This is a genomic window from Chitinophaga sp. G7 BAM 1005, from assembly GCF_057126945.1.
In genome coordinates this window covers 1,415,237-1,430,323 of the sequence record NZ_CP181478.1, presented here as the reverse complement: position 1 = coordinate 1,430,323, position 15,087 = coordinate 1,415,237, and the positions used below count along the sequence as shown (strand labels likewise).

13 protein-coding genes are annotated in these 15,087 nt (G+C 45.4%); all 13 read right to left on the bottom strand.

What is annotated here, in order from left to right; genetic code table 11:
• Positions 1-210: 210 nt before the first annotated feature.
• Positions 211-387, bottom strand: a complete 177-nt coding sequence (locus tag ACMXI2_RS05770; RefSeq protein ID WP_483780748.1) for a hypothetical protein — start codon at positions 385-387, stop codon at positions 211-213.
• Positions 388-405: 18 nt separating this feature from the next.
• Positions 406-819 (bottom strand): hypothetical protein, encoded by a 414-nt coding sequence (locus tag ACMXI2_RS05765; protein WP_483780747.1) that lies wholly within the window; start codon positions 817-819, stop codon positions 406-408.
• Between the two features lie 720 nt (positions 820-1,539).
• Complete coding sequence (locus ACMXI2_RS05760) at positions 1,540-3,120, bottom strand: hypothetical protein (protein ID WP_483780746.1); 1,581 nt, start codon at positions 3,118-3,120, stop codon at positions 1,540-1,542.
• The gene (locus ACMXI2_RS05755) at positions 3,101-3,670 is read right to left on the bottom strand and encodes a hypothetical protein (RefSeq protein WP_483780745.1); all 570 of its coding nucleotides are present in this window, start codon (positions 3,668-3,670) and stop codon (positions 3,101-3,103) included. Before ACMXI2_RS05755 ends, ACMXI2_RS05760 begins: the two co-directional genes overlap by 20 nt.
• Positions 3,663-4,301 (bottom strand): hypothetical protein, encoded by a 639-nt coding sequence (locus ACMXI2_RS05750; RefSeq protein WP_483780744.1) that lies wholly within the window; start codon positions 4,299-4,301, stop codon positions 3,663-3,665. The genes ACMXI2_RS05755 and ACMXI2_RS05750 overlap by 8 nt, the downstream gene beginning before the upstream one ends.
• A 96-nt stretch (positions 4,302-4,397) precedes the next feature.
• On the bottom strand, positions 4,398-6,833 hold the full coding sequence (locus tag ACMXI2_RS05745; protein WP_483780743.1) for a hypothetical protein: 2,436 nt from the start codon (positions 6,831-6,833) through the stop codon (positions 4,398-4,400).
• A gap of 1 nt (position 6,834) precedes the next feature.
• On the bottom strand, positions 6,835-8,016 hold the full coding sequence (locus ACMXI2_RS05740) for a hypothetical protein (protein ID WP_483780742.1): 1,182 nt from the start codon (positions 8,014-8,016) through the stop codon (positions 6,835-6,837).
• A 1-nt stretch (position 8,017) separates the two neighbouring features.
• The gene (locus ACMXI2_RS05735; RefSeq protein ID WP_483780741.1) at positions 8,018-8,530 is read right to left on the bottom strand and encodes a hypothetical protein; all 513 of its coding nucleotides are present in this window, start codon (positions 8,528-8,530) and stop codon (positions 8,018-8,020) included.
• Between the two features lie 11 nt (positions 8,531-8,541).
• Positions 8,542-9,339 carry a hypothetical protein gene (locus tag ACMXI2_RS05730; protein ID WP_483780740.1) on the bottom strand — a complete coding sequence of 266 codons (798 nt, stop codon included), beginning with the start codon at positions 9,337-9,339 and terminating at the stop codon, positions 8,542-8,544.
• A gap of 4 nt (positions 9,340-9,343) precedes the next feature.
• Positions 9,344-10,321, bottom strand: coding sequence for a DUF6712 family protein (locus tag ACMXI2_RS05725; protein WP_483780739.1), 978 nt, complete (start codon positions 10,319-10,321; stop codon positions 9,344-9,346).
• A gap of 3 nt (positions 10,322-10,324) precedes the next feature.
• Positions 10,325-11,671, bottom strand: coding sequence for a hypothetical protein (locus ACMXI2_RS05720; RefSeq protein ID WP_483780738.1), 1,347 nt, complete (start codon positions 11,669-11,671; stop codon positions 10,325-10,327).
• Positions 11,668-11,997 (bottom strand): hypothetical protein, encoded by a 330-nt coding sequence (locus ACMXI2_RS05715; RefSeq protein ID WP_483780737.1) that lies wholly within the window; start codon positions 11,995-11,997, stop codon positions 11,668-11,670. The genes ACMXI2_RS05720 and ACMXI2_RS05715 overlap by 4 nt, the downstream gene beginning before the upstream one ends.
• Before the next feature lie 42 nt (positions 11,998-12,039).
• Positions 12,040-15,087, bottom strand: a complete 3,048-nt coding sequence (locus ACMXI2_RS05710; protein WP_483780736.1) for a hypothetical protein — start codon at positions 15,085-15,087, stop codon at positions 12,040-12,042.

Here is a 15,087-nt window from a genome sequence, read left to right as displayed (position 1 = left end):
GGGTATATCTTCCCCAAAAGCCCACTGCCTTAACCTCTGATGATATTCAAATTCTTATTTGGATGATTGAAGAAATGGCCACCCCTCGATAGAAGCGGCGTTCATTTATCCCTATACCTACCAAAGATACACAGACCAGATAAGGAAGGTACTATCATAATAATAAAAGCCCAGGCGGACTGCCTGGGCTTCTTGTTTTGTTGAATACAATTATTTCGCTTCCAATTTCATACTCTCAATGTTGGCTCGCTCCCATTGTTTTTCACGCGATGCGGAATCAAAAACAGGTTTGGATTTTGTATTTCCCGATTGCTTGACGTTGTTACTACAGGCCGTCAACCACGTAGCGATAAGAATTTTCCACAGGGTTTTAAATGTTGCTTTCATAATGGGGATTGGGCTGGATTATCCTAAAATATTTCTCGTAAATGTGCCTTCCGGCCAAACTATTTCTTCAGAAGCGATCACATTGCCATTCTCATCGAAAAGCTGTGCGGTGTCATTTCTGTGCGCATATCCGGGGCCAACTGTGGTTACCGCGCCATTGCTCCAGTAAACATTGTAAACCCCGTTAAAACCTACTATATCCCCATTTTCATATACATAATCGTAGGGGTCAACTTCAACTTTAAGTATTCTCATATAACCGTATTTTTGAATAATTGGTAATATTTTGATTGATAAATTTTTGGAAATGCTCCCCCGCTTCACAGCCTTATCTACAGTGTATGGCGACCCGGTGGCCTCACTGGACAGCTCCCATATGCTTATCGCTGGCCTATCTGATAGAAACTTATTTAGTATTTCGATTGTTAGCATATACGTTGTTATATAATTCATGTGCCCGAATTGCCCCGGAACGGTGATTAATAATGTTTTTTCACGCTCTCCTTTCCTGCATCTGATATTCGATAGGTTGTCGTGATATCATTTTCACCTATATAAATTATCAAATCCTTTTTTTTAAGTGACCGAAAGGTTGCGTTTGAAATCATCTGCACCCGGCCATTTACAATGTTTTTCAGATAACATACTTCCGGACGGCCTAATATCACTTTCCCTTTAACTAATATCCACCCTTTTGAAAGATCGAATAAGACGTTGTACTGTGCATTTGAAAGGTTCACATCTATATTGTTTTGTTGAAACAAATATAAATGAAATATTCATTTGTCCAAAATATTTGGACAAATTATGTCCAAATATTTTGGACAAATGTTTTTACCCATAATTGCCGATCCTGATTTAAGTATTGGACCCTTCTGAAATTACCCTAAATACTTATGGTATGTAATTAATATGTATAATATTCTATTATAATAGATTAATCGGCCTAAATCCCAAACACAACAGGTAACCCCGACCCGGTACCGCGGCTTCCCTAACGGTGATATGCTACGTTATTGCCATTTTTCAAGCTCTAATGACAGGGCGCACCGTGGTGCGCTATACAATACGATCCACGGTGCGCTATATACGGAAGCGCCCCGATAGCCTTTCAAAGCCGTCGGGGCGCATACAACGATGATAAGGTAGGTACTACAGGTATCCGGATGCGAACTCACCGGTACCAGTATGCAGGGGGATTAAGTTCAACTCCATGACAGCCCACAGGATCATATCAGCGCAATCGCTGAAGTGTGTAGCGTACTGTTGGGGATACTTAGGGTATCGGCTAACATCTTCATGCTTCTTATCCTTCTTTGTTTTACCTCTTTCTGTGATGGCTTTGGCCCGCTCCATACTTACGATACAATCGTTACCTACGAGGCTGTTATGCCGTATTGCCAGCTTATCTGCTGACGGCTGTACCTCGTACATTGCTTTAATCTTCTCATACTTAATATCGTGTTCCGGAGCCTTTCCCATATAGATATCAAATACTATCCATCCTTCGCTTTCCAGTACCTCTTTCACAACAGTATAGAATGGCCTCTGTAGCGCATTGCGCCCGATGGCTGTATGATCATAAACATAATAGACAACCTTATTCTTAAAATGCTTATGTCGTTCTGCCCATAACTTACAGGCATCAATCAGGCTTAAAGGCTGTAGCACAAACGTACTGCGGGCCATGTTAAGGGTTGGGTATTGTTCAGTAGGCAGCTGTGCTATCTGTGCCGTTACAATAGGAGAAATACTGGCCTGATAATCAGCGGCAATTATAAGCGGTTTAAATACATCAAGATCTTTGGTAGACGCATACTTATGCCCGTCAATGAATGAGGGATAAAAACAGTTCTTTGTCTTCTTTGGATCCTTATTGAGGATAGCTACATCGAATTCCTCCTGGCCCATTTCAGCTTTCTGAGCAGGGATGTAGTCCGGCCCGAGAATCTCCACGTTTTCTTCTGCACTGGCCTCGGAATAGAAAAACAGTTTTTTCCTTATTGGATTGATAACTCTTTCAATATCCTTTATGTCTCTGACAGCTTTCTCCTGGTCGGCCTCGGATAATTCAGCATATGTCGAGCGGATTCTGTTTATTTCCAGTTGCAGATCCAGCACCAGGTTAACTGCTTCCGGATTCATCTTCTGTTTTTCATCCAGGATCCACTGGACGTCTGCGACATCTTCCATCCATTTGTCAGTAGCAAACAGGTAACCACAGTACTCCGGAAGATGGCCGAACTCTTTAGCCAGGCCGCGTAAGGTTTTCAATATTTCGTTTAGTAGTTCCTTCTTCCAAAATTTTGCTTCATCTCCCATCAGCCATTGAAGGGACAACCCATTCCCTGCTCCTTTTACAGCAAGGGATAGCAGATGGATGGCTGTCCCGTTGTACCAGCTAATTACGTTATCCCATTTCATAGGGGGGATGATTGGCGTATCCCATCCTGATAAAGGTTTTCCGTGCCGCCAATGCACCTCTTGATAGTATCCGAGCTGCTCCCATACACTAACAACCTCGGGCAGTGTTCGATCAAGGATTTGTTCATAGTCCTTTCCTATAAAAGCGCCTTTTGCCCGTGGCATTTTAATAATCCAATCACGCGAAATGGGTCCGAGAACACCGGTCGTTTTGCCCGTACCACGCCCCCAAACTATAATTGTTTTATTTGCTTTTACGGTAGCCACTTTTGACTGCGGCGTGTTCAGGTCAAAGTTCTTCTCTATCATCTAATTCAGGGATTTTAAAGTCCGGGGGATTCATTTCCAGTAATAATTGTTTTCCCCTTAACAGAGCAGCTTTAACATCCACAGGCGGCCTATTTATGTTTCCAGCCAATATGTTATAGTTAATAACTGCAGGTGCAATATCCTTTGATGAACTCTCCAAAGGCAGTAGATCAATGGCTTTGTTTTTTAGCTTGTGAAGCTCCATTAACATGCTGTCATTGCCCGATTCCCTAGCCTTTACCATGTCGGCGATTATCTCATCCAGATGCAAGGAAGCCATGTAGGTGCGATCATACACCTTTATAGCCCCGAAAACAATTTGCGCATCGTGCATGATTACCTGGGCGCTGGCTTCTGAAATGCTGTAACACTTTGCCAACAGACGTATCATCTGAAACGTACCATACTTCCGTGATTGGAATAGGTGATGAGCCATAATCACCTTATTCAGTAGATCTTCCTCTTTATCATTGAGGTATACGGTACCTTCCTGGGAGGTCAGGTATGATTTTATTTTTTCCAGCGTTTGGTCGCCGTGTCGTTTACTCATGTTCTGTTTTTTTCTGATCCTTGATTGATTGTTTCGTATGCTGCCACTCACCTTCCCACTTCGCTAGTAACTGCTGGTATTTAACGTTGCCTGGATCTTTATTAAGTAGGCTTCTGTAACGCCTGGCATTACCATTGGTACGCGCCCGGTGGTACTTTAAATCATGCTCACTGTTTATATGGCTGCTGCCATCATCCGGCAAATGCCCGTGTTGCTTGTAGTACTGCTCCCGCTCCCACACCGCTGATATTTCGCGCCGATACTGCAAAATCCGATGCGCAGCAATGCCCCTTTCCCGGTCACTGGTGTACCGGGAAAGATTATACCGTAGGGCGTCTTTCTGTTTATGCAAAAGCACTTTTTCTTCATGTAGCTTTGATAAAACAGCATCCGTAATCTCTACAGCAACAGGCGCTTCTGCGGTGGTCATTTCCGTATCAACCGGATCTTCTTTTTCAGGTGGTGTAACCAGGTCGGTAAGCTCTTTAAGCAGGCGGGTTTCCCGATACGGCGTACATCCGGATGAAAAAAACGACTTTAAATCATCGCTGTTGCCGTACCTATCATAAAGTGTGACCCCTGCCAGGTAGTTTTTAGAACCGTTAAGCCAAATGCGTATCACTTCATTCATGCTACGAATTTCCCGCAATGCGTAGCCGTAGGAAAGGACAGGACACGAAAAAGCCCCGACATGCGGGGCTTAAATAATCATATTATATAATATGACTTAGTTGTATGATAATGCCCAGGTTTCACCTGGTGCTTTGACAAATTCCAGCTGTACTACCGGTGATGATACTCCCCATATCCGGATAGTTGTTATATACCCAAAACTGGAGCCAGGTGTATCGTCCGAAGATTGCTGGGTAACACTGGTGGTACCAGCAGTAAAGGACATCGTTGCAGATCCACCTGGGTATGGTACAAAGCCCCGACAAGTTTCTGTTCCGATACTGGTATTAACCGTACACTGGCCAAATTCAAAGCTCCACGCTTCCAGAAAATCTACGGGTGCCTGATCAGCGACAGCTGTAAGTACCATTTTGTTGTGCGGCGCGTTGCCATCCGTTAACGTTGCGCTTAACGTGATGGTTACCTTCTTTACTGGTATTACGTAACCCGCCTGTGCCGCGCCGGTCGGATTCGGATAAATACCACACAGGGGTGTTATGACAATCGTATGACTGCCCGCTGGCGCTGCAATTATAAACGGATGGCTATAAATGGTTACCGCCGCCGCTCCATCGATGGAATACTGCCAGCTATTTGCGCCCGGTGTGGACTCCACAAAGTTTACGTTTGCAATTCCACCACCAGCATAGTTTACAGTGATATTCTCAACTGCGGCCGTACATTGTAAAACTGCTGGCTTTTCTGTTGTTACCCGGAGCGCTTTTACTGTTACAGTGCCTGCATCATCTCCGCTGTAAGTAAGGAAAGGACTACCAGTATTTAACTGTGTCGGCAAGTAAATAACACTGCGGATAAGTATTATATCCGTCCAACTTAGGCTCACATACTCCACCAGCGATAGATTGAGTACAAAGGTGACCGCCTCAAATGATCCTAACGCCTTTAACCACCGATCCCAAAACTTACTGATAACTCCATCCGGAGCATTAGGCGATAAACTGTAGTTACCTACCTTCTGGCCTCTGCTATTATAGTTATGGCTGCTGGCAAAAGGATAGAGTTTATCTGATGCAGCTACGTCTGGTTGCATTCCATGATAAAAAAGTATTCGCATCTCCCAACTGCTGTATTCCCCGGTTTTCCCATACCAGTTACCGGTTTGGTTAACAGTGGGAAGTAGCGCCTGTATGTATGAGCCGTCAGGCATCCGTCGCCAATCCTTTAATCGCTGGCTCACCGGTGTAATAGCGGTTTCTATGCTTTCAGTAATGCCGGTCGGCTCATAATCGTAAATGTTATCCCCCAAAAATTCCCACCGGTAAACCTTATCATCTTCATTATACTTGCAAATATACCACCAGTTCAAAGTAGTAACGAGCGCCGCTTTCCCGTTATTAAAAAGGGAAGCGGGTTCCAGATCAGCAACGGTGGCCACATCTGGCCTGCGTTCGATTTTTGACAAATCCGGCTTACTGATGGTAGTATCAGCGCCATCGAAATTCAATTTTAAACCATACACCTTTTGCTGCTTCTGAAATTCCGATTTCAAAACAGGTCCGCTTTTGCCAGTAAAATCCTTTCTGGAAGACTGAGTAAGCAGCTTACCTAATGGTACCAGAGTGCAATGTTTCCGGACAACATCAAACTGGTAAGCCCATCCGAAAAAATTGGCTGCAGCTATTAAAAAACGTGTTACGGAATAGTCTTTTGGTACATGGTTTTTCAGGTCGAATTGTACAGGATCAAACACCACAGCCTGTGTGTTATCGGTGTTCCAAACACCCCAATAAATAGACTGATAGTTAAGTAAAATGATCTTGTCAAAGTCGGGATCATCCAGTATTTCCCCTGAAATTGTAAAGCCAAAATGACTAAAGCATTTTACCAGCAGGAATTTAAAATACATAAACGGTACCAGCCGCAGCTCGGACCATGAAAAAAAACTTAACGTCAATGCTCCATCTATGACCTGTATAGGGTTCATGCAGTTGTATAGTGGATCATATATAGGAAACTCCTGATCAGGATTAGGAGGTAAAAAATTATCGTTTGACACCGGGGCAAACACATAATCAAAATTAGCCTGTGTACCGCTCCAGGTAGCCTTCACATGATCAACAAAACCGCTTATCTGTCTAAGGCCGCCCAGGTTCAGGTCAGATAATTTAACTTTCGCCGCTCTCGTATAAAAGTCTGATATCGACATAAGAAAATAAATACTGATAGTGCCACTATCCGCGCTGATAAGATTGGCCTGTATATTCTCAACGACTAAAGTGCCGCGATACATAAAGGTGCCATGCTCATAATACAGCGCGTCCATCTTTACATCAGTCGCCGATTTTTCCTTTCCTGGCTCTGTGATAAATCCCAGGGCAATTCTGTTATTCTCGGTAGGGGGAATTGTAAGCGGTAGCATCAGTTCACCGAGAACCTGATCACCTAAAAGGAGTGGTGTATTCCGTTCCGTGCTCGTAGTGGCTCCCGGTGGGATGTCCAGAAAACGGCCATTAATTGAAATTCCGATCATACTAAAAAGTTTGGCCCTCTGGCGTCCAGCTGATATTTGTAAATGCTGTCTGAAACTCTACAGGCAGTGAGAATAAATCATCGGTCGATTTCGGTAAAGCGATCTTGCCAGATGTTAAAACCAGCGGTAACCACCTGCCTGATAGCACCCGGTAGATGCCGCGGGAAGAAAAAATATCCAGATATCCGTCATACTCACTTTTGCTTACAAAACCGCTATTGCCCGCCCAGGTGCATGTAAGGCTGATACTGCTGTTAAGCAAACGGGCTTTCACCTCGCTATTGTTAATGCCAGCCTGCACCCTTTCTGCTATCACTGCTTCCCGTGCTATCACCGGTTCGCTTACGCCCAGCAGGCGGATGCTATCCATCCCGCCCAGGCTGTTGATATAGTTAAGCTGAATTGGCCTATATGCAGGGCGATTATCTATTTCATATCGAAATGGCGCGGCCAGTACAGTACTTCCAGCCACAACAGATACTTCGTAATAATAGATCGTTTTCCCCGCAGGTGCAGATAACGAAAGTTGCTCTACTCCTACAGGGATCTGGTAAACGTGGTACTTTATCCCCGCTGGAAAAACTAACGGCTGTGAAATTGTTTCTGTTGCATCGGTATATACCACGCGCACCTTTACGCTGATACCACTGATGGCCGCTGTCATGTGCAGATAATACAGGTACATCCGCTCACTTGCACCACACAGCCTGCCGGACGCCTGCCAGGTTAGAAATGGTTTTGAGGTAGTCATATAGCCAGAGAAAAAATTCCCTCCTTGCCAGCGTTCGTACGCTGTTCCACCCTTTATAACATTGCGGATACTCGCGTTATCACTTGTCCATGCCGGAGCAGGTGCCGAGGTGGTAATTTCCCGGTAGTCCACATAAAAACGGCCTGCCTGGCCATCCATATCAGTAATCGCCTCCACCGTAAGGGATGGAAGCGAGTACGTAAGCAGGCTATTGATTATATCCCCTGCATATAATGACATGTTCCCGTCAGCAGCAGGATAAAGAGGCTGCGTGTAGACTCTTGTAAAATCAGATCCCGCACCAGGACAAAAATAAATGGCTACTTCGATCATTAAGCCTTCCGTGGTTAGCGGCTGGTCGGTATGAAAAGTATATATGATCGGATCTCGCGAAAAACAAATTTCGCCGGGACGACTTGTTACCAAAAGCATTTTATTTCCATTTTACAGGGTTATAATTTAAATCAGCGGCGCTTACCACAAATTCCAGCTCTACTTTCCAGCCGTGAAAATTATTTAACATCGGCCCTGCCTGATCCCACACCGCTTTGCCTATATCGAAGTCTTTAAAAGGGCCGCATGAGCCAGTGGTGAAAAAGTCCTCCTGATATTTGGATAAAAAATCCATCATCACGCCGCCTGTTAATTCCAGTGCATCCTCCAGATCGGCATAGGTTTCCCGTACGCTGGAAAGAAAATACACCGCTGTTCTTATGCTTTTCCGAAGGGCGGGGTCATGCCCGATCAGCTTACCACGCAGACCCGACAGCACGACACAGGGGCCGTGTAAATTATGCTGCTGCGCGCCCTCTGCTTCCTCCTGGTTATTATCCCGGAAAAAAGATTTTCGCCGCAACCCTGTCTGTTGCTGGCTTAACCCATTATGCAATACCAGGTAATGACTCTCTGCCAGTCGCTGGTTATACTCTCTCCATGCTTTCACCATAAGACTGAAATTTACTTTTTGAAAATATTCTCCTGTTGGGCTTTCAATGCGGCCGCTTCCTCCAGCAAAAATTCTAATTCCAGCAGCAGGGTATGTATAGGGATCTGTTCTACCTTCTCCATTTCACCATACTTACCATCGCCAGCAACGCCGCGGAAAACGCCAAACCATCCTGCATTAATATTGGAAACATGATCGGCATGGTGGTTAAATACATTCTTGTAGTCTTTCTCCAGCTGTTTGCGCCATGATTCATACTGAAAAATAATTGCCAGCATAGTGCTACGGGGAAGCCTGCTGGTATACCGGGAATAAAATGCCGTGGTGTTGGCGTTAAATTTTTCCCTGCGGTCACCATCCGGATCTTTCCCAATGTCATACCTTTTCTTAACGGGCCTGTACAGCACTGCCAGAAACATAAACAGCGCCTGATCTGCTCCTGCATCTTTCCACTCCTGGTAGTGCATATCTGCAAAGTGAAACTCCGCAGCTGTCATATTCTCAAATCCCGCCGCGGGGCCGTAGAGCTTCTTTCCCACCTTGATGAACGGAACAAGCTGGCGGGTAAGCGCCATATCTTCCTGAAATCCACCTACCAGGTGCATGATACCGGTGAGCTGATCCGCTGGAATTTTACAGATAAAGCGGGCAGATACCTGTAAGAGTACCTGTAGAATTTTTAAATCTGAAAGCTCCCGCGGCTGGCTAACAAGTAAAATGGCAATGATATCCAAAAACTGTTTGCCGGTAAGCTCATCCCAGGATTCGGCTACATCATAGCTGCGCTCTTTGTAAATAACTGTTACCATATGATTAAAAAGAAAAAAAGCTGTTATAGGTTTCGTTGTCCGGTATTTCTATCTTATTGGGATCTACATAGTAACTGCTGTTATAATACAGAGGGAATACTACCGTGGAGGCGTTTTTATTAAGCAATGCCTGTAAATCACTTAGGTATTTTTGACCGATAAGCTCCACATGTGCCCGCATCATTTCCAGTCGCTTTATTTCTGCAGTTTGCTGGTTACCCTGGTATTTTTCCGGATCTGATAACAATACCGTAAAGCCCATGTTAGTGAAACTTACACCCATCCTGGAACATGCCTGGAATACCGCAAAATGACAGATGGCTGTTTTGATAAGCCGCAACGCTTCTTTCTCCAATTCAGACAGCACCGTCTTTTCCTTTAAATAAGCCGCAAAAATCGCCCCGATAGTGCTGCATATATAAAGATCCTCCACCGTGGAAATAACGGGCAATAGGTACATGAAAATCGCACGGGGATGGTGTAACCGGTAATACTCGCTGAACTCTTTACCGGTTTTTATAAAATACCGGGTATATGATTCATAGGCCGCACTGTTTTTCCACAGGGGGTAATCATCCGCCCGTGTTTCAAGGAACTCCAGCAGGCTATCTATGCCCTCCATGCCGTTATCTTCCAACGTCTGCTTAACCTCCTGATAATCCCATTTAAAGACAGGGCTTTCAGGTGATCCCTGTTTACGTAGCCCGGTATCGGTTATCCGGGTGTTTATCAGTGGCAGTTCCAGCAGGTAAGCAAGCGGGGTAAGGGCTGCCTGTACATAATCCAGCAGCGCTTTATTAGCAGCCGTTAAACTATCACTGTTGTACTCACCTGTCAGCAGCTCGTACAACTCCTTCCCTAATACCGGTGCTATATAACGCTTCTCCGCTTTCATTACATTCGGTATTGCTATTTCTTCCCGGTCTGAAAAATCGACCCGCAGCCATTGTTTCACTTCGGTGATAGTGCGTAAAAGTGCCATCCGTTAAGCGTTTATAGGTTCAGCGTTTTTACCGCTGTCCAGTGTGGTTAAATAATGATTAGGGAACCGGAAGGTTAAGCCCGGATATTTCTCCGCCCAACCGTTGATCCGGGCAACAACCATAAGCGGCTTAACTACAAAACTGCGTTCCATCTCCCTGATAAGCAGCTGTGCTAAAAAGGCCTCCCGGATATTTGATCCGCCCTTCCCACCGGAATACATGCCACCTGGCATATCAACGCCCAAAAGGGAGGGATTAAGGATAAGCGTAAAAAGCAATTCAGAATTTGCTGAAGCGGCGTCCGGAAGTAACTTCCCGTCTTTTATTTTATCGTCCAGGGCGGTTACCTGTATGAACGGAATTGTTTTATCGCTGTCCGGAACGGAGCGGCTCCCGCTGATAAGACTCTTATATGCGTTCTGATTGCCCGATAAGAAGTCGTCAAGTTCTCTCATGGCCTGCTTTCGGTGAGCGGATTTTTGCGCGTCTGTAAAACCACCCCAACCTGGCCACCGGGTAGACCAGTACTGATTGTCGATTGTGATAAAATACTTAATGGTCATTTGGTTGTTGAACATAACAGCTTTCATCTCTGGTACCTTCATCGCAATATTGGCCCACTGGCGACCACTCCACCACGGAGCATCTACATAATAGTCCGTATCGAAAAGCGGATAATTGCTGCTGATGGCAAATTCAACCGGTATCGGTTTTAACCTACCATCATCCTCTAATAAATCCAACAATGGCGCGTCACGATCCATCAGCGGAATGCGTTTTACAATATCATCATCAAAGGAAGTCGCGCCCGATCCCCAGCGGTTACTCAGGTACAGATATTCAATCTTTCCGCCCTCATCATACCTGCCGAATCTACATTTGGATGGATCGGTTCTTTTCAGGCGGTTAACACGGCTGCGATCTCCATTTGTTACCAGTTGGCTAAAACAGTGACCAGATTTAATTACATCCATAATCGTAGCGTAACAGAACGCGCCAATGTTGTTGTTCGTTAACCAGGTGTTTATCTCCCGATCATCCACGGGTTTCAGTTCCTCTTTCCCTTCCGCATCTCTGGAAATTACCTGCATAGGTAAAACACCCTGGCCCATCGCAATGCGGGCAATGATATCTATGCCACCGCTTAATACACCGGTGTTTTTGAAATATGCTGCATACTCTGAAGGCCGGCGGTTATTCTCCCCCCAGCTTGCCCATTTTTTGCCCTCGCCATTGTTTTTATCTTTCGGGGCGGGCTCGGTAAATTTCTTTGTTGACTCCGTTTTTATAGCTACGATAGCCCCCGAACGGCTTAAAACAGCGGTGCTTTCGTGTGAGAATACTTTCATAAAACTGTTTTTCCGTTGTATTCAGTTATCAGATCAATATGCACCTTGCGCAGGGTGCTGTCTTTTAATAAAATGTTGCGGGTAAAATGGGCGCTGTGGTTCGGCTTTTTGCTGGACTTGCCAGCAAGACCTGCTTTGTTCATAACACTGGCGGTAACCCGTACACCGTCGGCAAGATTGTAACCGGAAAGAATAGCACTGGCGATTTTCACCAACCTGCCGCCAGTGCCTTTCTTCGTATCGGCGGTAACGTATGTAAGGGAAAACGGGCGACCCTTGCCCATATCTTCGAGCATTTGTTTAACGGTGATACTTTCTTCTGTCATGACACAAAAATGCCCGGTAAATACCGGGCAGTAAAGGACAGGCTAAGCCTGAAACGTCGAATTGCTACGGATTGTCTCCATCCGTTGTTGTTCAGTATTTATTTGATTTATAGAAGCAATAGCAGTTATCCCACCAGCTAACCGCTGCTCCAACTGCAGCAGCACCTGCATATTTTGTGTTAGTAATACCTGTAGCTGTGGATCAATACTTACAACCGTTTCATCATTAGCCGGGGTATTCTGCCTGGTATCCGATGCAAATACGCCGCCGTTGGCATAAGCCCGTAAATTGGATATCGTAGAGGTAACCGCCCCAAAATTGACCGGCTTTGGTGTATAACTCATCCACGCAGGCTTCACACTGGCGCCACGTTCCCAATTAACACCACCATGCATAGAATTGAACATGCTGGCAATTTGTGAGATTGTACCGGTAGCAGTATACTGCGTACCATCGGACATAGCGGACCGCTTTAATATCCCTTCTCCTCCTTCCACATAAGCAACCGGGCGGCCTGTTTCAGGGTTATAAATAGGAAGGCCATTAGAGGGGCTGTTATGTGTAGGGCCGGTCATCTTACCACCTTTGCCATATTCAGGCGCTTTCTGCGCGGCTATAATCCCGATTTGTGCCGCACCCATTGCAGCTGTTAACGCCGCCAAAACAGGAGCCAGTGGCCAGCCAACAGTTAACGCCTGCACAACTGCCTGCGCTGTTCCCATAACAGCCTTTGTGATGTTGGCGACCTTCTCCCGCTCAAACTGTTTCTTTTTCAGAGCACGTTCCTTTGCTGTCTGCGCATTATCCAGTGCCTCTACTTTCCGGGCGTAGTCCTCCTGCGAAATGATCTTAGCATCCAGTTGCCGCTTATACTCCTCTTTCTTTTTATCGTTAAGCTCTTTATCTGCTGCCAGTTCCTTGTCTTCCTTCAACTTTTTAGCGCTGGACCATTGCTCATAAACAGATAATATACCACTTAGGTATTGGGTATATTGATCAACTTTTTGGGCAATGTATGCGGTAGTATTATCCCAATCTTTTTGCTGGTAATCAGCATCTATTTTGGCCCGCTCATTTGCCGTTAGGTTAACATTGTCCAGCTCCTGCTTACGTTGTGCGGCCAGCAGGGCTTTCCGGGCTTCATACTGCTTTTTGCCGTGAGTAGTCATCACTGCCAGTTCCGCCGCATCTACGTCGTCCTTATTTCTACGGGCGGTGTCTTTAGTAAACTGGTCAATATCTGCCATTAACCTGGCCGCAGTATCAGCCTGCCCTTTCTTAATTTTTGCTTGTGGGGTGTCGGCAATCAGGTCATGAGTCCTTCCATATTGAGCGGCCTGGGACCCTGAATATTTCTGATACAACTGGATACGTTCCTGCATTTGCGTTTCGTCCAACTTCTTTGTATCTACGCCATACTTTATAAGCTGTTCTCGCAGCTTGTTGTAGCGGGTTTCAGATTCAAATATTTCCTTATCATAGGCTGAAAGCTGGCGGGCGGAATATTTGTTAATGAAATCTTCCAGCTGTTTTATCAGTTGTTCCTTTTGCCGCTGGTCTTTCTCTGCTAATCGTTTAGCCTTTTCTGCCGCCTGGTCGGCGGTTTTACCATTGGCGTCGTCTATCTCTTTTTGTAACTTCTTAATAGCCTGCTGCGTTTCTCCAAATGCCGGGCTGTGAATATCCAATTCCTGCAACTGCTTTGTCAAAATATCCAGTTCAGACTGCATACCAGAAAGCGTTACTTTATTTTCATCTTGTTTTTTGTTAAGCGATTGAAAGTAATTATTCCAGATATTTAGACGGGTCGTTAAATTGGTAGCCAGTTTCCAGTTACCATCCTGTAATGCTTCCCGTTGCGCCTTCTCTGTTTCTGCAAGTCCGGATTTTGTAATTGCTAAGACATCTCGCTGCTGATCTTCTGTCAATGCGCTATACATCCTTTTAAACTCTTCCAGGTGCTTTAGTTCCAGATCCTGGAATCGCTTACCATATTCCTGATTCCTGGCAAATGATTCAACCCTACGCTGGGCTATTTCCATCATCTTTTCTTCCTCTCCACGAATCTTCGCCGCCATATATGCAAAGTCATCCGCGCTATCGGTGAGGGCGGTGGCTGTTTTAAGTTTTACATTATCCCACCATGCGCCAAGACGAGCAACAGAATCTGCATACTTTTCTACATACTTACCCGACTTGGCCATTTCCTCCTGGATAATGTTGGTAACAGCCTTTGCAAAATCACCGGTTTTCTTGAATTCATCCTGAATACGCGAGGCAGTAATCCCCAGGTTATCCAATATCAGAGTCGATTTACGGGAAATACCTGTTATAACGGAATTGGTAAGGTAATTCAGATCCTCACCTGTTTCTCTGGCCCGAACACGGGCAAAATTTAATAACGTACCAAGTGTCTCCAGCGGAATCTGAAAATTAGAAGCCTGAACAGCTTTTTTCATTAATTCAAGGTCGCTAACAGTTCCTTTAGTAGCCTCCCGAAGATTCTTTAGCAAATTAGGGTCATTGAGCTGGTTAAATTTCGCACGGATTCCCTCTGCCGCCAGAGTAATTTGTTTTAATTCCGATAGAAAGTTGACAGCCATACCGATAGCCAAAGCGATTCCCTGTGCCATCAGGTTGCCGAAAAGAGACGCTTTAATACCATCCCTTAATCGGGTAAATACATTTGCTGACTGTGCTGCTAGTTGTGCCTGGGCACTGCCTATTCCCAATACACCAGCACGATACTGCAGAAGGTTCTGCCGGGCTGTCACCAATTGCGCGTTAAGCTGGCGAATAGTTTCGGGATCTGTTGCCCGACGCAAAAGGTTCTCGGTCCGTGATACTTCACCTTGTAAATCCCGGAGGGAGCGGGTAAGGCCAGATCTTATAGAGGTTTCAAGAGATGTAATTTGCTGCTGCGTATTGCCCAGCTGCTGCATCTGTCTGGTGGCGTTCCCTCCGGCGGCTTGAATACGGGATATCTCATCAGTAAGCCGCCGGGCGCGTTCCTTTAATGAATCAAGATTGCGCTGCGCCTCCGCGTTATCGATGTAAATTGTATATCGCCTGCTCTGTGATGTTGCCAT

Excerpts from the sequence above, each read along its gene's own strand:
- ACMXI2_RS05710 (WP_483780736.1), bottom strand. The coding sequence starts at position 15,087 with ATGGCAACATCACAGAGCAGGCGATATACAATTTACATCGATAACGCG.
- ACMXI2_RS05740 (WP_483780742.1), bottom strand. The coding sequence starts at position 8,016 with ATGCTTTTGGTAACAAGTCGTCCCGGCGAAATTTGTTTTTCGCGAGAT.
- ACMXI2_RS05725 (WP_483780739.1), bottom strand. The coding sequence starts at position 10,321 with ATGGCACTTTTACGCACTATCACCGAAGTGAAACAATGGCTGCGGGTC.
- ACMXI2_RS05735 (WP_483780741.1), bottom strand. The coding sequence starts at position 8,530 with ATGGTGAAAGCATGGAGAGAGTATAACCAGCGACTGGCAGAGAGTCAT.
- ACMXI2_RS05770 (WP_483780748.1), bottom strand. The coding sequence starts at position 387 with ATGAAAGCAACATTTAAAACCCTGTGGAAAATTCTTATCGCTACGTGG.
- ACMXI2_RS05745 (WP_483780743.1), bottom strand. The coding sequence starts at position 6,833 with ATGATCGGAATTTCAATTAATGGCCGTTTTCTGGACATCCCACCGGGA.
- ACMXI2_RS05750 (WP_483780744.1), bottom strand. The coding sequence starts at position 4,301 with ATGAATGAAGTGATACGCATTTGGCTTAACGGTTCTAAAAACTACCTG.
- ACMXI2_RS05760 (WP_483780746.1), bottom strand. The coding sequence starts at position 3,120 with ATGATAGAGAAGAACTTTGACCTGAACACGCCGCAGTCAAAAGTGGCT.
- ACMXI2_RS05755 (WP_483780745.1), bottom strand. The coding sequence starts at position 3,670 with ATGAGTAAACGACACGGCGACCAAACGCTGGAAAAAATAAAATCATAC.
- ACMXI2_RS05720 (WP_483780738.1), bottom strand. The coding sequence starts at position 11,671 with ATGAAAGTATTCTCACACGAAAGCACCGCTGTTTTAAGCCGTTCGGGG.
- ACMXI2_RS05715 (WP_483780737.1), bottom strand. The coding sequence starts at position 11,997 with ATGACAGAAGAAAGTATCACCGTTAAACAAATGCTCGAAGATATGGGC.
- ACMXI2_RS05765 (WP_483780747.1), bottom strand. The coding sequence starts at position 819 with ATGCTAACAATCGAAATACTAAATAAGTTTCTATCAGATAGGCCAGCG.
- ACMXI2_RS05730 (WP_483780740.1), bottom strand. The coding sequence starts at position 9,339 with ATGGTAACAGTTATTTACAAAGAGCGCAGCTATGATGTAGCCGAATCC.